The sequence below is a fragment of the Roseburia rectibacter genome, from assembly GCF_014287515.2.
Classification (GTDB): domain Bacteria; phylum Bacillota; class Clostridia; order Lachnospirales; family Lachnospiraceae; genus Roseburia; species Roseburia rectibacter.
Genome location: NZ_CP092473.1, coordinates 3,304,511 through 3,327,205, shown reverse-complemented (window position 1 = coordinate 3,327,205; position 22,695 = coordinate 3,304,511). Strand labels below are relative to the sequence as shown.

The following is a 22,695-nucleotide window of genomic DNA, read 5'->3' as shown; positions in this document are numbered from 1 at the left end:
ATTTTTGCAGAAATGTATACGGAAGATAGGCATTTGATTCTGAACTATCTACTGAAAAGTAGCAAACAAACAATGGTCAAAAGACCACATATTAAGGAGGAGGGTTTTCCATGAAAAAGAAAATCGTTAGCACATTATTATGCACAGCAATGCTCGTAACCATGATGGCAGGATGCGGCGGCAGCAATGCAGCAAACACCAGCACAAACAGTGGCAGCAACGCAGCAGATACGAAGAGTGATGCAGCAGCAGCCACAGATGAAGCCGCTCCGGCAACAGAAGCAGCAAGCGCAGATACAAGTTCAGATGCAAGTGCTTCTGATGAAGGAAAAGTACTTAACATCTACTGCTGGAATGAAGAGTTCAAGAGCCGTCTGACAGATCATTATCCAGGATATACAGAGGTGGATGCAACCACAGGTACGATCGGTGATGTAACTGTAAAATGGAACATTACACCAAATGATGACAATGCATATCAGAACAATCTGGATGCAACCTTATTAAAACAGGCAGATGCAGCAGCAGACGATAAGATCGATATCTTCTTGGTAGAAGCCGATTATGCATTGAAATATGTTGATACAGATTACACAATGGCAGTTACAGATCTTGGAATTACCGATGCTGATCTTTCCAAACAGTACCAGTACACCAAAGATGTTGTTACAGATTCCAACGGTGTATTAAAAGGTGTTTCATGGCAGGGCTGCCCTGGTGTATTATTCTATAACAGAGATGCAGCAAAAGAAGTATTAGGTTCTGATGATCCTGCTGAGGTTCAGAATTACGTAAAAGACTGGGATACATTTAATGATACAGCAAAGAAAATGAAAGATGCAGGTTACACAATCACATCTTCCGCAAACGATACTTACCGTGTATACTCCAACAACGTTACTTCAAAATGGGTTGTTGACGGCAAGATCAATATTGATGACAACATTATGAAATGGGTTGATGATTCCAAAGAGCTTGTAGATGCAGGTGAGACAGGAACATACGAACTGTGGAGTGATGACTGGAAGAAAGGTTTCTATCCGGAAGGAAATGTATTCTGCTACTTTGGACCTGCATGGTTAGTAAACTTCTCAATGGCAGCAGATACAGAAGGCAGTATCGGTTACAACGGTGGCTGGGGTGCAACGGAAGGACCTCAGGGCTTCTTCTGGGGCGGTACATGGATCTGTGCAGCAGCAGGAACTGATAACCAGAGCCTTGTAAAAGATATCATGCTTCAGATGACAACCAATGATGACGTTATGAAAGAGATCATCGAGAAAGATGATGACTTCGTAAACAATCAGGATGTAATCACTGAGATGGCAGACAGCTCCTACTCAAGCAAGATCTTAGGCGGACAGAATCCACTTGGCATTTACAGCTCAGGTGTTTCCAAACTTGATTTAAGCAATCTTTCTTCTTATGATCAGGGATGTAACGAAGAGTTCCAGAATGCAATGAAGAACTACTTCGAGGGAACAGCTACTAAGGAAGAAGCATTAGATCTGTTCTACAAAGCAGTTGTAGAGAAATATCCGGAGTTAACATACTAAGCAGACGAACGGTATAAAAAATGATCAGATGCCGCGCCTGCCGGACCGTAAGGGAGGCGGGCGCGGCTCATTTTATATCCAAATTTGTGTAAAAACTGTAAGCGCAGAGCTGACAGCAGACTTACACAGGATAAGAGTGAGGGATGCTGTGAGCTCTGTGAACGAAAATCATGCACTCTGGAAAAGGAGGTCAGGTTGTTATGAAAAAAAGCAGTGGAAAGGTAGTAAAGTACAATAAATGGGGATATATCTTTTTGATTCCTTTTATTGTAGTATATGTTGTTTTTCAGCTGATTCCATTGATCAGCACTATTTATAACAGTTTCTTCGAAAACTATATGTCAGGACTGACACAGGTCGGACCGAATTTTGTCGGACTTGCAAACTATAAAAAGCTTTTCTTGGATGGAGATATCTGGATTTATACCAAAAATACTCTGTTATTGTGGATCATGTGCTTCGTACCGCAGATTATTTTATCGCTTGTACTTGGGGCATGGTTTTCAGATGTGCGTCTCAGATTAAAAGGAACACGTTTCTTTAAAACGGTCGTATATCTTCCAAACCTGATCATGGCATCCGCATTTTCCATGTTGTTCTTTACCTTGTTTTCCGATGGAGGACCGATCAACTCAATGCTGATGCAGATCGGATTTATTGATACACCATATAAATTTTTATCAAATGCGGGAAGTGCAAGAGGACTGATCGCACTGATGAACTGCCTGATGTGGTTTGGTAATACAACGATCCTTCTGATGGCTGGTATGATGGGTATCGATACTTCTTTATTTGAGGCAGCAGAAGTCGATGGAGCAACTTCTTCCCAGGTATTCTGGCAGATCACGTTACCGCTGTTACGTCCGATCCTTGTATATGTGGTCATCACATCTCTGATCGGTGGTTTACAGTTATTCGATGTTCCACAGATTTTAACCAATGGAACCGGTGATCCGATGCGCTCTACTATGACACTGATCATGTTCTTAAATAAACATCTCTACAGTAAGAACTATGGTATGGCTGGTGCATTGTCAGTTATTCTGTTTATCATTACAGGTATTTTAAGTCTGATCGTATTTAAGATTACCGGCAATGATAAGAGGAAGGGGTGAAGATCATGAATGAAAATCGTAATTTGAAAAAAGGCGTAGGTATTCATGCAAGAAGAGCAATCGCATACGTTGTACTCATCATTGTTTCTATATTATGTCTGTTCTGGTTTTATGTATTATTTATCAATGCGACCAGATCAAATGGTGAGATGCAGTCCGGTTTTACACTGGTTCCAAGCAGTCATTTGTGGGAAAACTGGAAGAACTTAAGAAATGGAACGCTTCCAGTTTGGAACGGTATGTTCAACAGTCTGATCGTTTCCTCACTCAGTGCAATACTCAGTGTATATTTTTCAACGATGACAGCTTATGCGATCCATGCATATGATTTCAAACTGAAAAAATATATTTATCCGTTTATTTTGATGATCATGATGATCCCGACACAGGTAACTGCACTTGGATTTATCAAACTTGTATCTGGTATGCATTTAGAGGATTCCTTTATTCCTCTGATCGTGCCGACAATCGCAGCTCCGGTTACATTTTTCTATATGAAACAGTACATGGAAAGTACACTGCCGTTGTCACTGGTTGAGGCAGCGCGCATTGATGGATCTGGGGAGTTCCGTACATTTAACTCTATCGTAATGCCATTAATGAAGCCGGCGATCGCCGTACAGATGATCTTTACTTTTGTAAGCAGTTGGAATAATTACTTCACACCGGCATTGATCCTGCACGACGATAAGAAAAAGACACTGCCTATCTTAATCGCACAGCTGCGTGCTGCTGACTGGCTCAAATTCGATATGGGGCAGGTATATGTGATGATTGCATTCTCCATCTTTCCGGTTATTATTGTATATCTGTTTTTATCAAAACATATCGTACAGGGTGTTGCACTCGGTAGTGTAAAGGGTTAACAAGTCTGTTCAAAAATTTGTAAAAAATTGCTGTACTATAAAAAATGAGACTGCCAGACAGGTGGTCTCATTTTTGATTAAAAATCTTTGACGATGTCACTGGTAAACAGGGCAGTTTTGTGCTATACTATTATTTATAATTGGTAGAAAAAAGATCGGATGTGTTGGGGTACAACAGGTGCAGCTGAAATCGGACAGGCTGACCATTTGCAAAGTACACATAGAAATGGAGAGGAATATGACGGAGACAGGATTATGGATTTTTCTGATTTGTTTACTTTTAGTAGTGCTCATAGCAACTGTGGTTGCAGTAGTGTCAGCAGTATCAGGCGCTGCGGCAGCGATCGTGGATGACGAGGAATCAGAGGAAGAATAGGAATACAGCTGGTATGGATGAAGATCGTCGCCATTTATTATTATGTTCACGATCCCGCTTGCATTTACGGGAGGATTCTTTGCTGCAAGGAAGAGATCTAAAAAAACAGTTGACAAACCATGCGTCCCCTCGTATGATAAAAACAGCAAAAAAACAAAGGTTGTGAGAAAGAAGAGTACACATAAACTCTTTGCAGAGAGGGAAGTTCACCGGCTGAAAGACATCCCAGAGAAAGATATGTGGAAGGTAGCTTTTGAACCGGAATACTGAGAAAGTATAGCTGTATGACAGGACATAAGAACAGGTATTGCAGGTATGCACAGGTATTCACGACTCATCTACGTTACAGGATGACCGGTCAGGCATGGACTGGCTGGACACAAGCACCAACAAAGGTGGTACCGCGATCATATTCGCCCTTTGTATTCCGTATGGGATACAAAGGGCTTTTTTGATTCATAGGAAATTATGTCCTGTGAATCAAAACCGCCTATCTATCAGAACTAAAAAAGGAGAACAGATTATGTGTCAGAATTGTAGTAAAGAATTAGCAAAGACCTACGATCCAAAAAGCATTGAAGACCGTTTATACAAAAAATGGGAAGATAACGGCTATTTCCACGCCGAGGTAGACCGTAGCAAAAAGCCGTTTACCATTGTAATGCCGCCGCCAAATATCACAGGACAGCTTCACATGGGACATGCACTTGACAACACCATGCAGGATATTTTAACACGTTATAAGAGAATGCAGGGTTATAATGCACTGTGGCAGCCTGGTACAGACCATGCTTCCATTGCAACTGAGGTTAAGGTAATCGAGAACATCAAAAAACAGGGCATTGACAAACGTGATCTCGGAAGAGAAGGTTTCCTTGAAAAATGCTGGGAGTGGCGTGATGAGTACGGCAGCCGCATTATCAACCAGTTAAAGAAAATGGGATCTTCCGCTGACTGGGAGAGAGAGCGTTTTACCATGGACAAAGGCTGCTCTGAGGCAGTGCTTGAGGTATTCGTAAAATTATATGAAAAAGGACTGATCTACAAAGGTTCCCGTATCGTCAACTGGTGTCCGGTATGTAAGACATCTATCTCGGATGCTGAGGTAGAACATGAGGAGCAGGACGGATTTTTCTGGCACATCAACTATCCGGTTGTCGGTGAAGAAGGCAGATTTGTCGAGATCGCAACAACAAGACCGGAGACATTGTTTGGTGATACCGCAGTTGCAGTCAACCCGGATGATGACCGATACAAAGATATTGTTGGAAAAATGTTAAAACTTCCGATGACAGACCGCGAGATCCCGGTGATCGCTGATGCGTATGTTGATAAAGAGTTCGGAACCGGATGCGTAAAGATCACACCGGCACATGACCCGAATGACTTTGAGGTCGGAAAACGCCATAACTTAGAAGAAATCACGGTTATCAATGATGATGCAACGATGAATCATTATGCCGGAAAATATGAGGGCATGGATCGCTATGAGTGCAGAAAAGCATTAGTGGAAGATCTTGAGAAACAGGGACTTCTTGTAAAAGTAGAGCCACATTCCCATAATGTAGGAACCCATGACCGCTGTGGCACAACCGTAGAGCCGATGGTAAAACAGCAGTGGTTTGTAAAGATGGATGAGCTGATCAAACCTGCTGTTGAGGCAGTAAAAAATGGAGATATCCAGTTACTTCCAAAACGCATGGAGAAAACATATTTTAACTGGACAGACAATATCCGTGACTGGTGTATTTCCAGACAGCTCTGGTGGGGACATCGTATTCCGGCTTATTACTGCCCGGACTGTGGTGAGATGGTCGTAGCAAAGACTGCGCCGGAAAAATGTCCGAAATGCGGCTGTGACCATATGGAGCAGGACCCGGATACCTTAGATACCTGGTTTTCATCCGCACTCTGGCCGTTCTCCACATTAGGCTGGCCGGAAAAGACAGAAGACTTAGATTACTTCTATCCGACAGACGTACTTGTAACCGGATACGATATCATTTTCTTCTGGGTTATCCGTATGATCTTCTCAGGTTATGAGCAGATGGGAAAAGCACCGTTCCATACCGTATTATTCCACGGACTGGTTCGTGATTCCCAGGGACGTAAGATGAGTAAATCTTTAGGAAACGGTATCGATCCGCTGGAAGTTATCGACAAATACGGTGCAGACGCACTCCGCCTGACACTGATCACCGGAAATGCACCTGGAAATGACATGCGTTTCTACTGGGAGCGTGTTGAGGCATCCAGAAACTTTGCAAATAAAGTGTGGAATGCATCCCGTTTCATTATGATGAACCTTGAGGGAAGTGAGATCAAAACCCCATCACTTGACGAGTTAAAACCGGCAGATAAATGGATCTTATCCAAAGTAAACACACTTGCAAAAGATGTGACAGAAAATATGGATAAGTACGAGATGGGAATCGCCGTACAGAAAGTTTACGATTTCATCTGGGATGAGTTCTGTGACTGGTACATCGAGATCACGAAGACACGTACTTATAATAAAGAAAATGATCCTGCATCTGCAAATGCAGCATTCTGGACGTTAAAGACCGTATTGACAGAGGCATTAAAACTGCTTCATCCGTTCATGCCGTTTATCACAGAAGAGATTTTCTGTACACTGCATCCGGAAGAAGATACGATCATGCTTGCAAAATGGCCGGAGTACCGTGCTGACTGGAATTTCCCGGCAGAGGAAGAAATGTTAGAGCACTGTAAGGATCTGGTAAAAGGTGTCCGTAATTTGCGCACAGAGATGGATGTTCCGCCATCAAGAAAAGCAAAAATCTTTATTGTTGCTGAAAATGCCGCTTTGCGTGATTCCTTTGAACTGACGAAAGAGGCTTATGCAAACCTTGCCGGCGCAAGTGAGGTCATGGTGCAGCAGGATAAGACAGGAATCGGGGAGGATGCCGTATCTGTTGTAATACCTGGTGCAACATTATATCTGCCACTGGAAGATCTGGTTGATTTTGAAAAGGAAAAAGAACGTCTGTTAAAAGAACAGGCACGTTTAGAGAAAGAACTTGCACGTTCTAAGGGAATGCTTTCCAATGAAAAATTCTTAAGCAAAGCACCGGAAGCAAAAGTGCAGGAGGAAAAAGATAAACTTGCCGGATATGAGCAGATGATGGCACAGGTCAAAGAACGTTTGGCACAGATGTCAAAATAATTGCAAGATAATGAGCGCAAGAATGGCGAATTGGATTATGTGCTGATTTTGTACATGATATAAGTAAAAAGGAGCTATGCATGACAGGTTTCATCCTTACCGGCGAGTCGGAAAGGAGCCTGCCTGTCATAGCTCTTTTTAGTAAAATAGCACCAAAAAACAAACATTTTGTTAAAGAATTTACTTGAAAAAGCATAAAAGTACTAGTATTATATAAGATAAGGAATATTCTACGTTACTATATATATATACATACATGAGAAAGAATTGGGGAGCACGCCTATGGTAACAGAAGAAAAGCCAATCGTACAGATCACGGCGGATGGCATGGAAGCTTATATTATGCTTGTAACGCCGGACGATGGGGGAGAATATACAGTTGAATCATTGCAGAAAGCACTGGATGAGAGAGGTGTCAAGTACGGAATAGATGAATCAGCGTTGAAAGAGCTGGCTGATGAAAAAAAGTATGGACTGGAGACATTAATAGCACGGGGCACAGAGGCGGTAGATGGAAAAGACGGTTATTATGATTACAATTTTAACTGCAACTTTGATAAAAAACCGTTGATAAAACCGGATGGAACCGTGGATTACTGGTCTGTAAAGTCGATAGAGTCTGTGGTGCAGGATCAGGTGATCGCGGAGTACCATCCTTGTGTGGAGGGAACAGACGGCAAGACAGTCACTGGAAAGCCGATACCTGCAAAGCGGGGAAGAGAACAGCTTCCACTGAAAGGAAAAGGATTTGAACGCAGGGATGATAATACCTATGTTGCGCTGATGAGTGGTAAGATTGAGACACAGAATGACAGGGTTGTGATCCTTCCGGTACATGAATTGTCCGGCAATGCAGATCTTTCCAGTGGCAACATTGATTTTCATGGTGATGTTGTGATCCACGGAAGCGTGGAAAGCGGCGTTATAGTAAAAGCAAGCGGTACGATCACAGTGGATGGAATCGTCGAGGCATGCACGTTAGAGGCAGGGAAAGATATTATTTTAAGAAGTGGAATGCTCGGTGGAAATAAGGCATCAGTAAAGACAAAAGGCAGTATTACCGCAAAGTTTTTTGAATTTACTCGTATTGAATGTGCAGGCGATATCCGTGCAGATGTGTTGATGGATTGCCAGGTACAGTGCTTTGGAAAGATCATCATGAATGGAAAACGCGGAGGCATCATCGGTGGCCTTACACATGGAGTGTGTGGAATCGAGGTTACGACATTAGGGAACGATGCCGAGAAGAAAACCGTTATTATGGCTGGTGCAAGTCCGGAGGAATATGCAAAGCTCAAACAGTTAGAGAAGACGATTCAGGAGCTGAGTCAGGGATTAGTGCAGATCGATGAGGGACTGCGAAAGTTTGAAGAACTCGAAAAAGCTCGTGGAGTCAGCTATAAAGATGATCCGAGAAGAGTAACACTGCTCCGTGTCAAGATCCGTGATACTGCAACGTTAGCAAACAGCAAAGAAGAGGCAAAACGGATTCGTAATCTGATCGAGAGTGCGAGCGGTGCATGTGTTACCGTTTTGCGGGAGACTTATCCGGGAGTGGTGATCCAGATCGAGGATACCAAGCTGCTTGTACAGAACAATGTAAAATCAGCGGAGTTTTACAAGCTGCAGGATAAGATCAAGACGAGAGAATGCTCATAAAACTGCTGTCGAATATGGCAGAAGTTTTACGAAAAACTTAATATAAATTTACTTGATTATTGTCACCACTATATTATAATATAGTGGTGATTCTTTTTGCCCCGAAATTGTGCGACGGAGCGAAGAATATTAAAATAGATGTTGCCATAAAATTTGGCAGAAAAGGAATGGTCGATTATGATTAATTTTGAAGAAGAGTTAAAGAATTTTAAACCGAGCTTAGAGGTAGAAGAGGCAGAGCAGGCGATATATAATCATGAATTAACAGATATGACAGATGTTTTAAAAGAGATGATGCAGGAATTAAAGCATAATATGTAAGATATCTTTTGAAAAGTCAAATGTAAGTTCATGAAGTGAGGGAAAGAATGAAGTGCTATAATTGTGGAGCAAAGCTTGGAAGGGAAAATATCTGCCCTGAATGTGGCGTAAATGTAAAAATATATAAAAAAATTGTCATGGCATCCAATGAATATTATAATGATGCACTGGCAAAGGCGGGGGTTCGTGATCTTTCAGGAGCAATTGAAAGTCTGAAAACAAGCTTAAAATTCAATAAATTAAATATAGATGCAAGAAATCTGCTTGGACTGGTCTATTTTGAGATGGGCGAAGTCGTGGAGGCGTTGACAGAGTGGGTGATCAGTAAGAACTATCAGCCGTCTGATAATGCTGCAAGCCGTTATCTGGATGAGATACAGAATAACAGGTCAAGGCTTGAGACGATCAATCAGACCATCAAAAAATACAATCAGGCATTATTATACTGCAGACAGGACAGCCGCGATCTGGCAATTATCCAGTTAAAAAAAGTATTGTCATTGAATCCGAAATTAGTCAGCGGGCATCAGCTTTTAGCACTGCTTTACATTCAGGAGGGCAAGTATGATCTCGCAAAGAAGTCTTTACGCAATGCAGGAAAGGTCGATGCAAATAATACGATCACACTCCGTTATCTGAAAGAAGTGAATGCAGGATTAAAGGATAATACCTCCGGGAAAAAACCAAAAGAAGAACAGATTTCCTATCAGAGTGGCAATGAGACGATCATCCAGCCAAAGTATTTAAAAGATAATTCTGCGATGGGAACAATCCTTAATATGGTCATAGGAATCGCAATCGGTGCGGCAATTACTGGATTTCTGGTTGTGCCGGGTGTGCGCCGTCAGGTTCAGAATGATGCAAAAGCGCAGGTGCTTGATGCGAATAACACAGTTTCATCAAAGAATCAGGAAATCAGCACTCTGCAGAAACAGATCGACGATCTGACAAGTCAGATGACTGAGGTCAAGGACAGTGCAGAAGGATCGGAGAACAAGATCAGCACATATGATCAGCTGCTCTCTGCCTATGCATCTTATTCGGATGGTAATATTGAGGCGGCAGGGAATGCACTTGGCAATGTCAATGAGGAATATTTAAGTGACAGTGCTAAGAGTGTTTATGAGACGATCAATGCACAGGTCAATGCAGACTATTTAGAGTCCTTATATAATCAGGGATACAGCGATTATAACAGCCAGAAGTTTGAGGAGGCTGCCACAAGTTTACAGAAAGTTGTAGACATGGAAGAGACCTACAAAGACGGATATGCACTGTATTATCTGGCACAGGCATACCGCAAGAACAATGATCTTGAGACAGCAAAGATTTATTACCAGAAGATCGTAGAACTCTATCCTGGTACAGAGCGTGCAGCAAATGCACAGAATTATCTTAATATTGAGGAATAAGATATTTGGAATAAACAAAATTAAATATCAGCAATGCCATTATACAAAAGACGTCTGGATAATATCAGGCGTCTTTTTATTTCACAAAAAGGCATTTTATCAATGATATCACGAATCAGGGAACGCTGGGAAAGGAGTATTTATGGAAGAAAAATATCAATTAAAGGAAGGGTGTTTAACGATTCAGATGCCAAAAGAGCTTGATCATCATGAGGCGGGCAGACTTAAGCTGGAAGCAGATTATCTGATCGGGGCATACCATGTCAGACGGCTTGTATTTGATTTTCGGGAGACGGAGTTCATGGACAGTTCAGGGATCGGTGTGATCATTGGAAGGTGCAAGAGTATGGGATTTTCCGGTGGGGAAGTGATGGCGATGAATATGAACGAGCGTGTAAAAAAAATATTTATGGTGTCAGGACTGCAGAAGCTGATCCGGACGGATCTGGTCAGAAAAGAATGGGACATGCAGGATTAAAAAAGTGAAAATCAGAAAATGAAATGGAGAATCAATATGCAGACAGATCATAGTAATGAGAACGAAATGAAACTCGAATTTGATGCAAGGTCAGTAAATGAAGGGTTTGCAAGAATGGCAGTAGCTGCGTTTGTAGCGGAATTAGACCCGACACTGGATGAAATTTCAGATATTAAGACTGCTGTTTCGGAGGCGGTGACCAATGCGATTATCCGCGGGTACGACAGTCCAAAGGAAAAGGTGGAAGTATCCTGTAAACTGTGTGGAAACTGCGCTGAGATCACGGTAAAGGATCATGGTCATGGAATTGAAAATGTACCAAAAGCCATGGAACCTTTTTTTACAACAAAACCGGAACTGGAGCGCTCCGGTATGGGATTTGCCTTTATGGAAGCCTTTATGGATGATGTGGAGGTACATTCGGCACCCGGAAAAGGGACTACAGTGATAATGAAAAAAAAGATCGGCGCAGGGATGGGCGTCTGATATGGAGCATTTTAAGGAACTGATGCAGCAGGCACATGAGGGGGATAAAAGTGCGAGGGATGCACTGATCGCAGGAAACCTTGGACTTGTACATACGATCGTGTACCGGTTTGAAAACCGTGGGCATGACAGGGAGGAGTTATTCCAGATCGGATGCATCGGACTTATGAAGGCGGTAGATAAATTTGATCTTTCATTAAATCTTGCATTTTCTACATATGCTGTTCCGGTGATCATGGGGGAAATCCGCAGGTTTTTAAGGGATGACGGTATGGTGAAGGTAAGCCGGACGTTAAAGGAAAATGCTTATAAGGCAGGACGGGCACGAGAGGAATTGTGGAGAGAACTTGGAAGAGAGCCGGGAATGGTTGAGATTGCAGAGCGGACAGGGTTAAGCTGTGGCGAGATCATTATGGCAATGGAATCAGCAAGGGATGTGGAATCTATTTATCAGCCGGTCTATGAGAAAGACGGGGACGAGCTTTTAATGGTCGATCAGTTGTGTGAAAGAGAAGAAAACGGCATAGATGAACCGGAAAAGGAAGCGGTCTTAAACCGGATGGTGATCGAGCAGTTGTTAGCACTACTGGATGAGCGGGAAAAAAATCTAATCCGGTGCCGTTATTTTGAAAACCGGACGCAGAGCGAGACTGCAAAAGAACTTGGAATGACGCAGGTGCAGGTCAGCAGGCTTGAAAAAAAGATTCTGATTGGTCTTAGAAAAAATTTAGGATAGAAAAGTGCAGGGGGAATATATTAAAAAAACGGGCAAATTGTAATGATTATGCCACATCCGGTTGATTTTCCCATATAAACATGTTATTTTTTTATAAAATGCAGAGAAATTAACATGACAAGGCTGTGCAAAGTGGAAAACAGTGTGAAAAAATAAGAATTTTGTGCAAAAGTGAAAAAGGATTTTGGTGCAGAAGAGGGAGAATTAACATGAAATACGAAAATTATATATTTGACTTATATGGAACTTTAGTGGATATTCACACGGATGAGGAAAAACCGGAGTTATGGGAAAAACTTGCGCAGTTTTACGGATATTACGGTGCAGCTTATACAGCGCAGAAACTGAAAAATGCATATGCACGCCTCACAGGACAGAAAGAGGATGCCCTGCGGCAGGAGATGGGATCAGAGGCGGATATAAAAAAAGATGATACCCATGAAGCACATCCGGAGATAGAGATTGAGGAAGTTTTTCTTGCGCTGTTTCAGGAAAAAGGAGTGCAGGCAGACTTAGAACTTGCCATTCATGCGGGGCAGTTTTTCCGGATTCTTTCCACAGAATATATCAGACTTTATGATGGGGCAGAGGAACTTCTTACAGCATTGCGTGAAAAAGGGAAAAAGGTATATCTGCTCTCAAATGCACAGCGTATTTTTACGGCGTACGAAATGAGACTTTTGGGGTTAGAGCCTTATTTTGATGATATTTTACTGTCATCTTCGTGCAAAGTAAAAAAACCGGATGCGCGTTTCTTTCATTTATTACTCGACAAACATCACATGGTACCGGAAGAGAGCATTATGATCGGAAATGATGCAGTCAGTGATATCAAGGGAGCAAAAGAGGTCGGACTGCATACATTTTACATCCATTCAAATATTTCACCGGACATAAAAAAGAAACCGGACGCAGATTATGTACTGATGCAGATGGATCTGGCAAAAGTGCGGCAGATCCTGATTTCCGATTAATGTGATAGAAAAAAATGCCGATACATTCATATATGAATGGAGGACCGGTTATGGCAAAATACGAAAAAACAGAACGTCTCGAAAAAGTACCGATGGAGTACTTGTGGGAAGGACTTGTTTTATCAGATAATCTTTACAATTATAATGGAAGTGTACTTTTAGTGCCGAGCGGAGAAGTTATCACGAAAAGCAAACTTGATAAACTGATCAATTTCAGCGAAGGCAATAATTATATTACAACATTCCGCGGATCTTACGAGTATATCATGAAGGGAAAAGACCGTCCGGCTGAAATACAGCAGAAAATGTTGGAAAACAGAACCGGGTATACAGAACTGCGCAAAGGCGTCGACCATGTGCTTCAGATGAGCAAAAATGTGATGTTTGTCAATCATGCTGAAGTGGAAGGTATGATGGAGAAAGTATACAGCAGAATGGTATCCGTGGATGCCGGAGAGATTTTCCAGTGTATTACCGTGCCACGGCCTGTTGATGAGGCATTGCAGAGACATTCACTAAATGTTGCACTTTTAAACGGTATCATGGGACAGTGGTTAGGACTCGACGAAACAGATGTCCGGAACCTGATCTTAACAGGAGTACTTCATGATATCGGAAAAACAAAGATACCGGAAGAAATTTTAAATGCACCGAGAAAACTGACGCAGGAAGAGTTTGAAATTATGAAAAGACATCCGCTTTATTCTTTTGAACTGCTGGGGGAGGATATCAGCGAGGATGTACGCTATGCAGTACGCTGGCATCATGAAAAATTAGATGGAAGCGGTTATCCGGATGGTTTAAAAGGAAGCTCCATTTCTTATTTTGCAAGAATTACATCAATTTCGGATATTTATGATGCAATGCTTTCTGCGCGCAGTTATAAAAAAGAGAAGATACCGTTTGATGTGCTGCAGTGGTTTGTAACTGCGGGGTACAAAGGACTTGACCAGAATCTTCTCAATATATTTATAAAAAATATGGTAAAAGTATACAGACATCAGCAGGTTATTATGTCGGATGGCAGGGAAGGATGCGTTGAATATATTCCGTTAAATGATATGGATCATCCGATCGTCTCCGTCGGAGAAGAAGCAAGACAGGTAGACGAAGACTGGTACTGTGTGCATATGGCATAAGAATCGTGATGTCCTATCATGCAGTGGATTCACTTGCAGCATGATCAGAGATCAGAGTCGAGGGAATCTTCATGCAGAATAAAATGATTGCGCTCCGTTTTAAGGAGTCCCTCCCGCTGCATTTTTGATAGTTCTGCAGACAGGGCACTGCGGTCTACGTTTAAGTAGTCGGCAAGCTGCTGTCTGTTAAATGGTATCGTAAAATCAAGGCTTTTCGCAGCGGCAGATTGTGCAGAAAGGTAAGAGAGAAGCCGTCCGCGGATCGATTTTGGTGTGGTATGGAAGATCCTGCGGGAGAGAAGCAGATTTTTCCGTGCCGAAATAAAAAACATATTATGGATCAGGCGGTTGTGATGTGAACAACTGTTATTGCAGGTTGTGAGCAGCCGTCCTATATTTAAAAACAATACTTCTGTCTTTGCGGATGCAGAGACAACATTGACCATCAGAGGTTCTTTTGACAGGCTTGCGTAAGTTTCAGCGAAGAAAAAGCCGGGGGCTATGTCATCTAATACACTGTGATTTCCCCATACATCATCATTTTCAATCTGAACATTTCCGGACAGTACAAGTCCCATGGAATGAACACATTCCCCGGCGTGATAGATGATCTCGCCTTTTCCGTAACTTCTTGTGACTGCTCCAAGACAGGAGAGCATTTCTTTAATTTCTTCCGGCGATTCGCCCGAAAACAGCATTGTCTGACTTAAAAACTGATAATCCATAAAAGAGAAACCTTCTTTTTTAAAATTTTTTTAATGTTGTTATGACAACATACTTTTGAGAAAAATTCTAGTATAGTGTACGAGTAATGTCAAGAGCGCAGAAAACAGGAGGAATTTATATGGTACGCAGAGTAATACAGATAGACGAAGAAAAATGCAACGGATGTGGTCTTTGTGCAGAGGCTTGTCATGAAGGTGCGATCGGCATCGTGGACGGAAAGGCAAAACTGCTTCGTGATGATTATTGTGACGGACTTGGTGATTGTCTGCCAAACTGTCCGGTTGGAGCAATCTCTTTTATAGAGCGTGAGGCGGCAGCTTATGATGAGGCAGCAGTCCAGGAAAATAAAAAGAAAAAAATGCAGGCAATGGGACAGGCACTTTCCGGTGGATGTCCGGGTGCAAGAATGCGTCAGCTTGAAAGAAAACCTGCAGAAGAAAATCAGAGTGCAGCTTCACCGGTCAGTTCAGAATTACGTCAGTGGCCGGTACAGATCAAACTTGCACCGGTCAATGCGCCTTATTTTGACGGGGCAAAACTTTTGATCGCGGCAGACTGCAGCGCATATGCGTATGGTAATTTCCATCAGGATTTTATCCGTGGAAAAGTGACACTGATCGGATGTCCGAAATTAGATGATGTGGATTACAGTGAAAAACTGACAGAGATCATTAAAAATAATGATATTAAGAGCGTGACGATCGTGAGAATGGAAGTACCTTGCTGTGGAGGAATCGAGCATGCAGCAGTGACTGCATTAAAGAACAGCGGAAAATTCATTCCATGGAATGTTGTGACGATCTCAATTGACGGAAAAATTTTAGATTAAGAAAAACGAAGATAGTGTGAAAATAACATTTTTACACACATAAATGGAGGATGATATATGTTTTGTTTTCAGTGTGAGCAGACAGCGGGATGCAGCGGATGTACGGGAGCTGCCGGTGTATGTGGAAAGAAGAGTGCAACAGCGGATCTGCAGGATGAACTGACAGGAGCACTTGTGGGACTTGCACATGCCTGCATGAACAACCCAAAGACAGAGCAGACGGACCGCATTATAATAGAAGGTTTATTTACAACCATCACAAATGTGAATTTTAATGATGAGACACTGCGTGAAATGATCGCCCGTGTCAGAGAAGAAAAAGCGAAAGTTGCACCTGGATGTACGACTTGCATATCACCGTGCGGCAATACCAATGATTATGATATGAAGCGGATGTGGGAGGCAGATGAGGATATCCGTTCCTTAAAATCCTTAATTTTATTTGGCATCCGTGGTATGGCAGCTTATGCTTATCATGCAATGGTACTCGGATATACAAATGAGGAAGTAAATGACTTTTTCTATCGTGCCTTATTTGCAGTCGGTGAAGATTTCGAGATGGGGGATCTGCTACCACTCGTGTTAGAAACAGGAAAAGTAAATCTTACCTGCATGGAGATGTTAGACCGTGCTAACACAGAAACATTTGGAACACCGGTACCGACGGAAGTGCCTCTGATGGTGGAAAAGGGACCATTTATCGTTATTACCGGACATGATCTTTATGATCTGAAGCTCTTGTTAGAGCAGACAAAAGACAAGGGAATCAACGTTTATACACACGGTGAGATGCTGCCGGCACATGCTTACCCGGAATTAAAGAAATATCCGCATTTAAAAGGCAACTTTGGTACTGCATGGCAGAATCAGCAGAAGGAATTTGATCATATTCCGGCACCGGTTCTTTACACAACAAACTGCCTGATGCCGGTCAAAGAAAGTTATGCAGACCGTGTATTTACAACAGAAGTGGTTTCTTATCCGGAAATGGTGCATATCGGGGAAGATAAAGACTTTACCCCGGTTATCGAAAAAGCGTTAGAGCTTGGCGGTTACAAAGAGGATACACAGTTTACCGGTATCAATGGCGGTACAAAGGTCATGACCGGATTCGGTCACGGAACTGTACTTGGCGTGGCAGATCAGGTGATCGCAGCCGTAAAATCCGGTGATATCCGTCACTTCTTTTTAGTCGGCGGCTGTGATGGCGCGCGGGTCGGAAGAAATTATTATACAGAGTTTGTAAAACAGACGCCAAAGGATACCATGATCTTAACACTTGCATGTGGAAAATACCGCTTTAACGATCTTGATCTTGGAACGATCGGCGGATTGCCAAGAATCCTTGATATGGGACAGTGCAACGATGCCTACAGTGCGATCCGTGTCGCAGTGGCACTTGCGGAGGCATTTGACTGTGGCGTGAATGAGCTGCCGCTTTCCATGGTGCTTTCCTGGTACGAACAGAAAGCAGTCTGCATTTTATTGACACTGCTCCACCTTGGTATCAAAAATATAAAGCTAGGACCGACACTGCCGGCATTTATCTCACCGAATATTTTAAATTATCTGGTAGAAAATTACGGCATTGCACCGATTGCGACACCGGAAGCAGATTTAGCAGAGATCCTTGGATAAATCAATAAAATAAATGTTTTGGAAACCTTTCTGTCGCCCTGAATGAGAAAAGGGGGTGTGAAAAATGATTTTTTATTTTTCATACTTCCTTTTTCTGGTTAAAAGAAAAAATATACTGTATATTGTCGAATTTTGAGTTATAATAGATAACAAGTTTATATTTGTATTCAGGCTTGTCAGGAATGAGAATATTGTTTTTTTAAGCACGAAATGGGGAATGGTATGGAAAGAATCTGGAATTTTTTTGAAAATATGAATGAATATGTATATGTTGCAGATGCGGATACCCATGAACTGGTTTATATGAATAAAAAGATGAGAGATACTTATGGGATACATTCAAAAGAGGAACTTGCCGGCAAAAAATGTTATGAATTGCTTCAGAATTCAAGCCTGCCCTGTACGATCTGCAATAATGATGAACTGCAGGAAGGACAGTTTAAGGAGTGGCGGTATTTTAACCCGCTTTTAAATAAATACTTTAAAATTAAGGATACTGTTGTGGAGGACAATGGCAGACGATATAGAATAGAGATTGCTCTGAATATAAGTTCTCAGGAACATCAGAAAAATGTGGTACGCCGCTACGAAAAACTGGAAAAAATCGTTAATGAGGGACTGCGTCTTGCCCTTGGAACATCTTCTGCGGATAAATCGCTGGACATCATTCTGGAATATATAGGAAAGGCATTAGATGGAGAGAGAACATATATTTTTGAGCATAATGAGAATGGGTACGATGACAACACTTACGAGTGGGTTGCAAATGGAATCAAGCCGGAGAAAGATAATTTACAGAACCTTCCACCAGAATTATGTGCCAACTGGTATCGGAATTTTCAAGAAGATAAAAACATTGTAATTGAAAATCTGGAGAACATCAGAGAGGAAGATTCGGAACAGTATAAGAATCTGAAACGTCAGGATATCCATTCACTGGTGGTTGTTCCACTTTATTGGGAGAAAAAGATCATTGGATTTTACGGAGTGGATAATCCACCGGCAGAATCATTAGATTATGTTTCCGATATGCTTCATATCATGGGATCTTTTATTGTTTCCTCCATTCGGAGAAGAAATCTGCTCCGTCAGTTAGAACGCATGAGTTATCATGACCAGCTCACTCAGTTTGGCAATCGTTATGCGGTCGACTGGTTTGTGGAGCATGAGTGGAATGGGGAACAGATCGGTGTAGTGTACTGCGATATCACAGGGCTGAAAAAGGTCAATGATGAGCAGGGGCATGAAGCCGGAGATCGGTTGATCATCAGGGCATGTGAGTGCTTAGCGGGTGTATTTAAGGGGTATGGTCTGTATCGGATCGGCGGCGATGAACTTTTAGTACTCTGTCTTGGAATAGAGGAAAAAGACCTGAGGGAACACGTTGAGAAACTGCGCATGGATATGAAAGAACATCAGGTTACGATGGCGGTTGGCATGATATGGAAAGAACGCGGCCCTAAGGATATCGATCTGCTTTTAAACGAATCGGAGCGCCTGATGTATGAGGATAAAGACCGGTATTATAAGGAACACGGACTGAAACGGCGCAGATAAATCATTGTATTGCAGAATTAAGTGTTATATTTTCCTTCATGCTGGTCTCCTTCTGTTTATTCCCGGTAAATCTGTGCAAACCGGAAATTTCTGATGAATAACATGGTGTAGGATCGTTTTCGATTATTATATTTTACTGTGAGATTGTGATATTAGCAATAGTGAAATGGGGCAGAGAAGAGTTGAAAAGGCAGACGGATAAGAAACAAAGATAAAATAGTAAAAATAGAATAGAACAAAGAAAGAATATGGAGATAAAACAGAAAGGAATAAACAATGAATGTAAATCCTATAACAAGATTGGATTATCCAGATCTGGACGTGATCCGCGTAGAAGACACCTATTATATGGTATCCACAACCATGCACTTTATGCCGGGCTGTGAGATTCTGCAGTCTTTTGATCTGGTGCACTGGGAGCATGTGACTTATGTCTATGAGACGTTGGATCATACGGATGCGCAGCAACTGAAAAGCGGTCAGAATATTTACGGACAGGGCATGTGGGCAGCTTCCCTGCGCTATCATGAAGGCCGATTTTATATCTGCTTTGTGGCAAATGATACCCGTAAGACTTATTTGTATACTTCGGAAAAAATAGATGGTCCATGGAAAAAGCAGCTGATAGAAGGCTTTTATCATGACGGCTCCTTATTATTTGATGAGGATGGCAGAAACTATATTGTATATGGAAATGATGAAATCTGGATTACAGAATTGAATGAAGATTTGACTGCACCAAAGAAGGACGGATTACATCGTCTTTTAGTCAGTGATCATAAGAACCCGGAGCTAGGCTATGAGGGTTCTCATATTCAAAAAATAAACGGCTATTATTATATTTTTCTGGTTCATTCCCTGAGAGACCGCTGGATGCGGACGGAAGCATGCTTTTACAGTGATTCTCTGGAAGGAGAATTCACGGGTGGAGATGTACTTTGTGATGATCGTGGATATTGTGGGCAGGGCGTGGCACAGGGAGGAATAGTGGATACGCCGGATGGAAAGTGGTATGCAATGCTGTTTCAGGATTCCGGAGCAGTTGGACGGATTCCTATTCTGCTTCCGGTTACCTGGAAGGATCATTTTCCGTTTTTTGGACAGAACGGACATGTGCCGGAAGAAATAGAGGTTCACAGTACCAGACCAGGATATATTTATCAGCCATTAGTGGGAAGTGATGATTTCTGTAATGGGCTGCTTTCGCGCTGGCAGTTTAATCATGATCCAGATCCACGGTACTATCATCTGGATGCATTGCAGGGAACCTATACAATTACAACACGGGAAGTTTGTACAGAGCTTACACAGGCAGTAAATACGCTTACGCAAAGGATGAGTTATCCGTCCTGCGCAGCTGAGGTTACTGTTGATGCTTCTGCATTGAAAGAGGGCGATGTCGCAGGTTTGTGTGCGTTGCAGAGCTGTTATGCTGCAGTTGGCATTACAAAACATCATGGAAAATATGAAGTCCTTATGCTGGATAAAAAAGAAGATGGTATATTGGATATGACGGAAGGAACTGTTGTTGAATCACATCAGATGGATTTTCGCCTTGAAGCAGATTTCTGTAACATGAAGGATGAAGCACGCTGCTATTACCGGGTAAATAAGGGAGACTGGCTACCCATCGGAAACGTGCATAAGCTGTACTTCAAACTGGATCATTTTACTGGTTGCCGGTTTGGTCTGTTCTGCTATGCGGCAGAGGAAACAGGAGGAAGTGCCTGCTTCCGGGATTTTAAGTATTATGATGTTGATGAAATCTCATAAAGATAGAACTGCATAAAATAAGTGTCGGAATTTACTCAAATTTTTCCTACTTTGGACATTGGTTTTTACAACGGTATTGTATAGTGAAGCAGAGGAAAAACAAAACATGTTTCAGGAGATCACCCATGTTAAAAAAAATAACATATGTGGTCTCTTTTTGTTATATCTTTTGCTGGAAAATGATGTTTCGTATGTTTACAATAAAGTATGAAAAGTATGAAATGTATGAGAACACGAGAGGAGATGGGAGGAAAAACATGCTTTCAGATAATATACAGTTACTTAGAAAACGGGCAGGAATGTCACAGGAGCAGTTAGCGGAACTGACGGAAACGAGCAGACAGACGGTCTCAAAATGGGAATCTGGGGAGAGTATTCCGGATGTGATCGCCTGTGACAGGATGGCAGAAGCATTTGGTGTGGCGTTGGAGGATATGCTGCATTATGAGGAAAAAAATAAAAGTCTTCCACTTCCGCCAAAAGGGAAGCATATGTTTGGAACGGTTACAGTCGGAGCGAGAGGACAGATCGTTCTGCCAAAGAAGGCGAGAGAAGTTTTTCAGATTAAAGCGGGAGATACGATCATGGTGTTAGGTGATGAAGCACAGGGGATTGCCCTGGTCAAAGCAGATGATATGATAGATTTTGTGCAGCAGGCATTAAAAATGGCAAATCAAAAGGATAAGAACTAAGACGCAAAAAAGTGAGGAAAACACTGCAGGAGGAAATGGAGATTTTTATGAGAAAACATTATCTGGATAATATCCGGTTTCTGACGATTTTTTTTGTTGTGATCTTTCATGTTTATTTTTATTACAATAATATTGGAACCGAGGCGATGTTTGCCGGTTTAAAACCGTATGAAGGAGCAGTTACATTTGCGGGGATTTACCAGTATTTTGTATACCCGTGGTTTATGTTACTGCTGTTTGTAGTCGCCGGAATCAGTGCAAGATATGCACTGGAAAAGAGGACAGAAAGACAGTTTTTGAAAGAGAGGGTGGATAAGATTCTGGCGCCGTCGACACTTGGTGTTCTGGCATTTGGCTGGATCGGTGGATATGTGATCTATCTTCACACTGCGCGTGGCAATATGCCGGAGAGTGTACCGGCTTTTGTGAGAGTCATTATCATCTTATGCTGTGGTATCGGGGCATTGTGGTTTTGCCATGTATTGTTTGTGGCAGCACTGATTTTGCTTCTGTTCCGGAAAATTGCAGGAAAATGCAGCGCTGATGATGAAAAAATCTGTGGATGGATCGATCAGAAATTGAGTCACGGAATCCCATTTGTAATCGTAATGGCAGCAGTGTATTTTATTTTCTGGGGCGGTTCGCATATCCTTAATATGCCCCTTATCACGTCCTACCGGAACGGCATTTATATTCCGGCATTTTTAGCCGGATATTACCTGTTTTCGAATGAAAGTGTCATGGAAAAAATAAAAAATGCAGTGCTCCTATTGGGCATTTGTGCAGCTGTAAGCGGCATATTTTATATCGTAAGATGTTATGGAATGGCATATACGGACAAAGATGTACTGTCAAGATGGGATTTAAACCTGTATGCATTTTTTATGGTTTTGCTCGTGCTTGGTGCAGGTCCAAAATGGCTTGATTTTTCCAATAATTTTACGAATTATATGAGAAAATGCTGTTTCGGTATCTATGTATTACATATCCCGGTACTTTTAGTGATCAATTATCTTCTGGCTGGAAAGGAGCTGCCACTGACTGTAGTCTATGGTATTGAATTGGTGGGTGGATTTGTGGTTTCAATCTTATTATATGAAGTGATACGTCGGATCCCGGTGCTTAGATACTGGATTTTGGGGATTCGGAAACAACGGAATAACGTTTGAAAAGCG

The 22,695-nt window shown here is 42.0% G+C and carries 20 protein-coding genes; 19 read left to right on the top strand and 1 reads right to left on the bottom strand.

What is annotated here, in order from left to right:
* Positions 1-110 precede the first annotated feature (110 nt).
* The 13 genes from H8S51_RS15250 (at position 111) to H8S51_RS15190 (ending at position 14,305) form a co-directional block, all read left to right on the top strand.
* Complete coding sequence (locus H8S51_RS15250) at positions 111-1,556, top strand: type 2 periplasmic-binding domain-containing protein (RefSeq protein ID WP_118209671.1); 1,446 nt, start codon at positions 111-113, stop codon at positions 1,554-1,556.
* Positions 1,557-1,756: 200 nt separating this feature from the next.
* Complete coding sequence (locus tag H8S51_RS15245; RefSeq protein WP_118209670.1) at positions 1,757-2,671, top strand: carbohydrate ABC transporter permease; 915 nt, start codon at positions 1,757-1,759, stop codon at positions 2,669-2,671.
* Positions 2,672-2,676: 5 nt separating this feature from the next.
* Positions 2,677-3,537: a carbohydrate ABC transporter permease gene (locus tag H8S51_RS15240; protein ID WP_186900033.1), complete on the top strand. Its 861-nt coding sequence runs from the start codon at positions 2,677-2,679 to the stop codon at positions 3,535-3,537.
* Positions 3,538-3,775: 238 nt separating this feature from the next.
* On the top strand, positions 3,776-3,913 hold the full coding sequence (locus H8S51_RS15235) for a hypothetical protein (RefSeq protein WP_186900032.1): 138 nt from the start codon (positions 3,776-3,778) through the stop codon (positions 3,911-3,913).
* A gap of 523 nt (positions 3,914-4,436) precedes the next feature.
* Positions 4,437-7,100 (top strand): valine--tRNA ligase, encoded by a 2,664-nt coding sequence (locus tag H8S51_RS15230; protein WP_186900031.1) that lies wholly within the window; start codon positions 4,437-4,439, stop codon positions 7,098-7,100.
* A gap of 282 nt (positions 7,101-7,382) precedes the next feature.
* Positions 7,383-8,759 carry a DUF342 domain-containing protein gene (locus H8S51_RS15225; RefSeq protein ID WP_186900030.1) on the top strand — a complete coding sequence of 459 codons (1,377 nt, stop codon included), beginning with the start codon at positions 7,383-7,385 and terminating at the stop codon, positions 8,757-8,759.
* A gap of 177 nt (positions 8,760-8,936) precedes the next feature.
* Entirely contained in the window at positions 8,937-9,080 is a 144-nt protein-coding gene (locus tag H8S51_RS15220; RefSeq protein ID WP_015560889.1) for a hypothetical protein, read from the top strand.
* A 47-nt stretch (positions 9,081-9,127) separates the two neighbouring features.
* Positions 9,128-10,492: a tetratricopeptide repeat protein gene (locus H8S51_RS15215; RefSeq protein ID WP_186900029.1), complete on the top strand. Its 1,365-nt coding sequence runs from the start codon at positions 9,128-9,130 to the stop codon at positions 10,490-10,492.
* A 142-nt stretch (positions 10,493-10,634) separates the two neighbouring features.
* Positions 10,635-10,970, top strand: a complete 336-nt coding sequence (locus H8S51_RS15210; protein ID WP_117922516.1) for an STAS domain-containing protein — start codon at positions 10,635-10,637, stop codon at positions 10,968-10,970.
* A 36-nt stretch (positions 10,971-11,006) separates the two neighbouring features.
* Complete coding sequence (gene spoIIAB / locus H8S51_RS15205; protein ID WP_241070760.1) at positions 11,007-11,456, top strand: anti-sigma F factor; 450 nt, start codon at positions 11,007-11,009, stop codon at positions 11,454-11,456.
* A 1-nt stretch (position 11,457) separates the two neighbouring features.
* Positions 11,458-12,192: a SigB/SigF/SigG family RNA polymerase sigma factor gene (locus H8S51_RS15200; protein ID WP_117922518.1), complete on the top strand. Its 735-nt coding sequence runs from the start codon at positions 11,458-11,460 to the stop codon at positions 12,190-12,192.
* Between the two features lie 209 nt (positions 12,193-12,401).
* Positions 12,402-13,166, top strand: coding sequence for an HAD family hydrolase (locus H8S51_RS15195; RefSeq protein WP_186900027.1), 765 nt, complete (start codon positions 12,402-12,404; stop codon positions 13,164-13,166).
* 50 nt (positions 13,167-13,216) lie between these two features.
* Positions 13,217-14,305, top strand: a complete 1,089-nt coding sequence (locus tag H8S51_RS15190; RefSeq protein WP_186900026.1) for an HD-GYP domain-containing protein — start codon at positions 13,217-13,219, stop codon at positions 14,303-14,305.
* A 44-nt stretch (positions 14,306-14,349) separates the two neighbouring features.
* On the opposite strand, the gene H8S51_RS15185 is transcribed toward H8S51_RS15190, so the two are convergent.
* A complete protein-coding gene (locus tag H8S51_RS15185) occupies positions 14,350-15,030 on the bottom strand; it encodes a Crp/Fnr family transcriptional regulator (RefSeq protein ID WP_117922521.1) in 681 nt (226 codons plus the stop codon).
* 119 nt (positions 15,031-15,149) lie between these two features.
* Here H8S51_RS15185 and H8S51_RS15180 point away from each other — a divergent pair, with 119 nt between their 5' ends.
* The 6 genes from H8S51_RS15180 (at position 15,150) to H8S51_RS15155 (ending at position 22,689) form a co-directional block, all read left to right on the top strand.
* Positions 15,150-15,860, top strand: a complete 711-nt coding sequence (locus H8S51_RS15180; RefSeq protein WP_117922522.1) for a 4Fe-4S binding protein — start codon at positions 15,150-15,152, stop codon at positions 15,858-15,860.
* A 57-nt stretch (positions 15,861-15,917) separates the two neighbouring features.
* Positions 15,918-17,498 carry a hydroxylamine reductase gene (gene hcp / locus H8S51_RS15175; protein WP_186900025.1) on the top strand — a complete coding sequence of 527 codons (1,581 nt, stop codon included), beginning with the start codon at positions 15,918-15,920 and terminating at the stop codon, positions 17,496-17,498.
* 222 nt (positions 17,499-17,720) lie between these two features.
* Positions 17,721-19,055, top strand: a complete 1,335-nt coding sequence (locus H8S51_RS15170) for a sensor domain-containing diguanylate cyclase (protein WP_022112421.1) — start codon at positions 17,721-17,723, stop codon at positions 19,053-19,055.
* Positions 19,056-19,331: 276 nt separating this feature from the next.
* Entirely contained in the window at positions 19,332-20,828 is a 1,497-nt protein-coding gene (locus tag H8S51_RS15165) for a glycoside hydrolase family 43 protein (RefSeq protein ID WP_118592244.1), read from the top strand.
* A 257-nt stretch (positions 20,829-21,085) separates the two neighbouring features.
* Complete coding sequence (locus H8S51_RS15160; RefSeq protein WP_044999388.1) at positions 21,086-21,520, top strand: helix-turn-helix domain-containing protein; 435 nt, start codon at positions 21,086-21,088, stop codon at positions 21,518-21,520.
* 47 nt (positions 21,521-21,567) lie between these two features.
* Positions 21,568-22,689 (top strand): acyltransferase family protein, encoded by a 1,122-nt coding sequence (locus H8S51_RS15155; RefSeq protein WP_186900024.1) that lies wholly within the window; start codon positions 21,568-21,570, stop codon positions 22,687-22,689.
* Positions 22,690-22,695: the final 6 nt, after the last annotated feature.

Excerpts from the sequence above, each read along its gene's own strand:
- H8S51_RS15250 (WP_118209671.1), top strand. The coding sequence starts at position 111 with ATGAAAAAGAAAATCGTTAGCACATTATTATGCACAGCAATGCTCGTA.
- H8S51_RS15245 (WP_118209670.1), top strand. The coding sequence starts at position 1,757 with ATGAAAAAAAGCAGTGGAAAGGTAGTAAAGTACAATAAATGGGGATAT.
- H8S51_RS15240 (WP_186900033.1), top strand. The coding sequence starts at position 2,677 with ATGAATGAAAATCGTAATTTGAAAAAAGGCGTAGGTATTCATGCAAGA.
- H8S51_RS15235 (WP_186900032.1), top strand. The coding sequence starts at position 3,776 with ATGACGGAGACAGGATTATGGATTTTTCTGATTTGTTTACTTTTAGTA.
- H8S51_RS15230 (WP_186900031.1), top strand. The coding sequence starts at position 4,437 with ATGTGTCAGAATTGTAGTAAAGAATTAGCAAAGACCTACGATCCAAAA.
- H8S51_RS15225 (WP_186900030.1), top strand. The coding sequence starts at position 7,383 with ATGGTAACAGAAGAAAAGCCAATCGTACAGATCACGGCGGATGGCATG.
- H8S51_RS15220 (WP_015560889.1), top strand. The coding sequence starts at position 8,937 with ATGATTAATTTTGAAGAAGAGTTAAAGAATTTTAAACCGAGCTTAGAG.
- H8S51_RS15215 (WP_186900029.1), top strand. The coding sequence starts at position 9,128 with ATGAAGTGCTATAATTGTGGAGCAAAGCTTGGAAGGGAAAATATCTGC.
- H8S51_RS15210 (WP_117922516.1), top strand. The coding sequence starts at position 10,635 with ATGGAAGAAAAATATCAATTAAAGGAAGGGTGTTTAACGATTCAGATG.
- spoIIAB (WP_241070760.1), top strand. The coding sequence starts at position 11,007 with ATGCAGACAGATCATAGTAATGAGAACGAAATGAAACTCGAATTTGAT.
- H8S51_RS15200 (WP_117922518.1), top strand. The coding sequence starts at position 11,458 with ATGGAGCATTTTAAGGAACTGATGCAGCAGGCACATGAGGGGGATAAA.
- H8S51_RS15195 (WP_186900027.1), top strand. The coding sequence starts at position 12,402 with ATGAAATACGAAAATTATATATTTGACTTATATGGAACTTTAGTGGAT.
- H8S51_RS15190 (WP_186900026.1), top strand. The coding sequence starts at position 13,217 with ATGGCAAAATACGAAAAAACAGAACGTCTCGAAAAAGTACCGATGGAG.
- H8S51_RS15185 (WP_117922521.1), bottom strand. The coding sequence starts at position 15,030 with ATGGATTATCAGTTTTTAAGTCAGACAATGCTGTTTTCGGGCGAATCG.
- H8S51_RS15180 (WP_117922522.1), top strand. The coding sequence starts at position 15,150 with ATGGTACGCAGAGTAATACAGATAGACGAAGAAAAATGCAACGGATGT.
- hcp (WP_186900025.1), top strand. The coding sequence starts at position 15,918 with ATGTTTTGTTTTCAGTGTGAGCAGACAGCGGGATGCAGCGGATGTACG.
- H8S51_RS15170 (WP_022112421.1), top strand. The coding sequence starts at position 17,721 with ATGGAAAGAATCTGGAATTTTTTTGAAAATATGAATGAATATGTATAT.
- H8S51_RS15165 (WP_118592244.1), top strand. The coding sequence starts at position 19,332 with ATGAATGTAAATCCTATAACAAGATTGGATTATCCAGATCTGGACGTG.
- H8S51_RS15160 (WP_044999388.1), top strand. The coding sequence starts at position 21,086 with ATGCTTTCAGATAATATACAGTTACTTAGAAAACGGGCAGGAATGTCA.
- H8S51_RS15155 (WP_186900024.1), top strand. The coding sequence starts at position 21,568 with ATGAGAAAACATTATCTGGATAATATCCGGTTTCTGACGATTTTTTTT.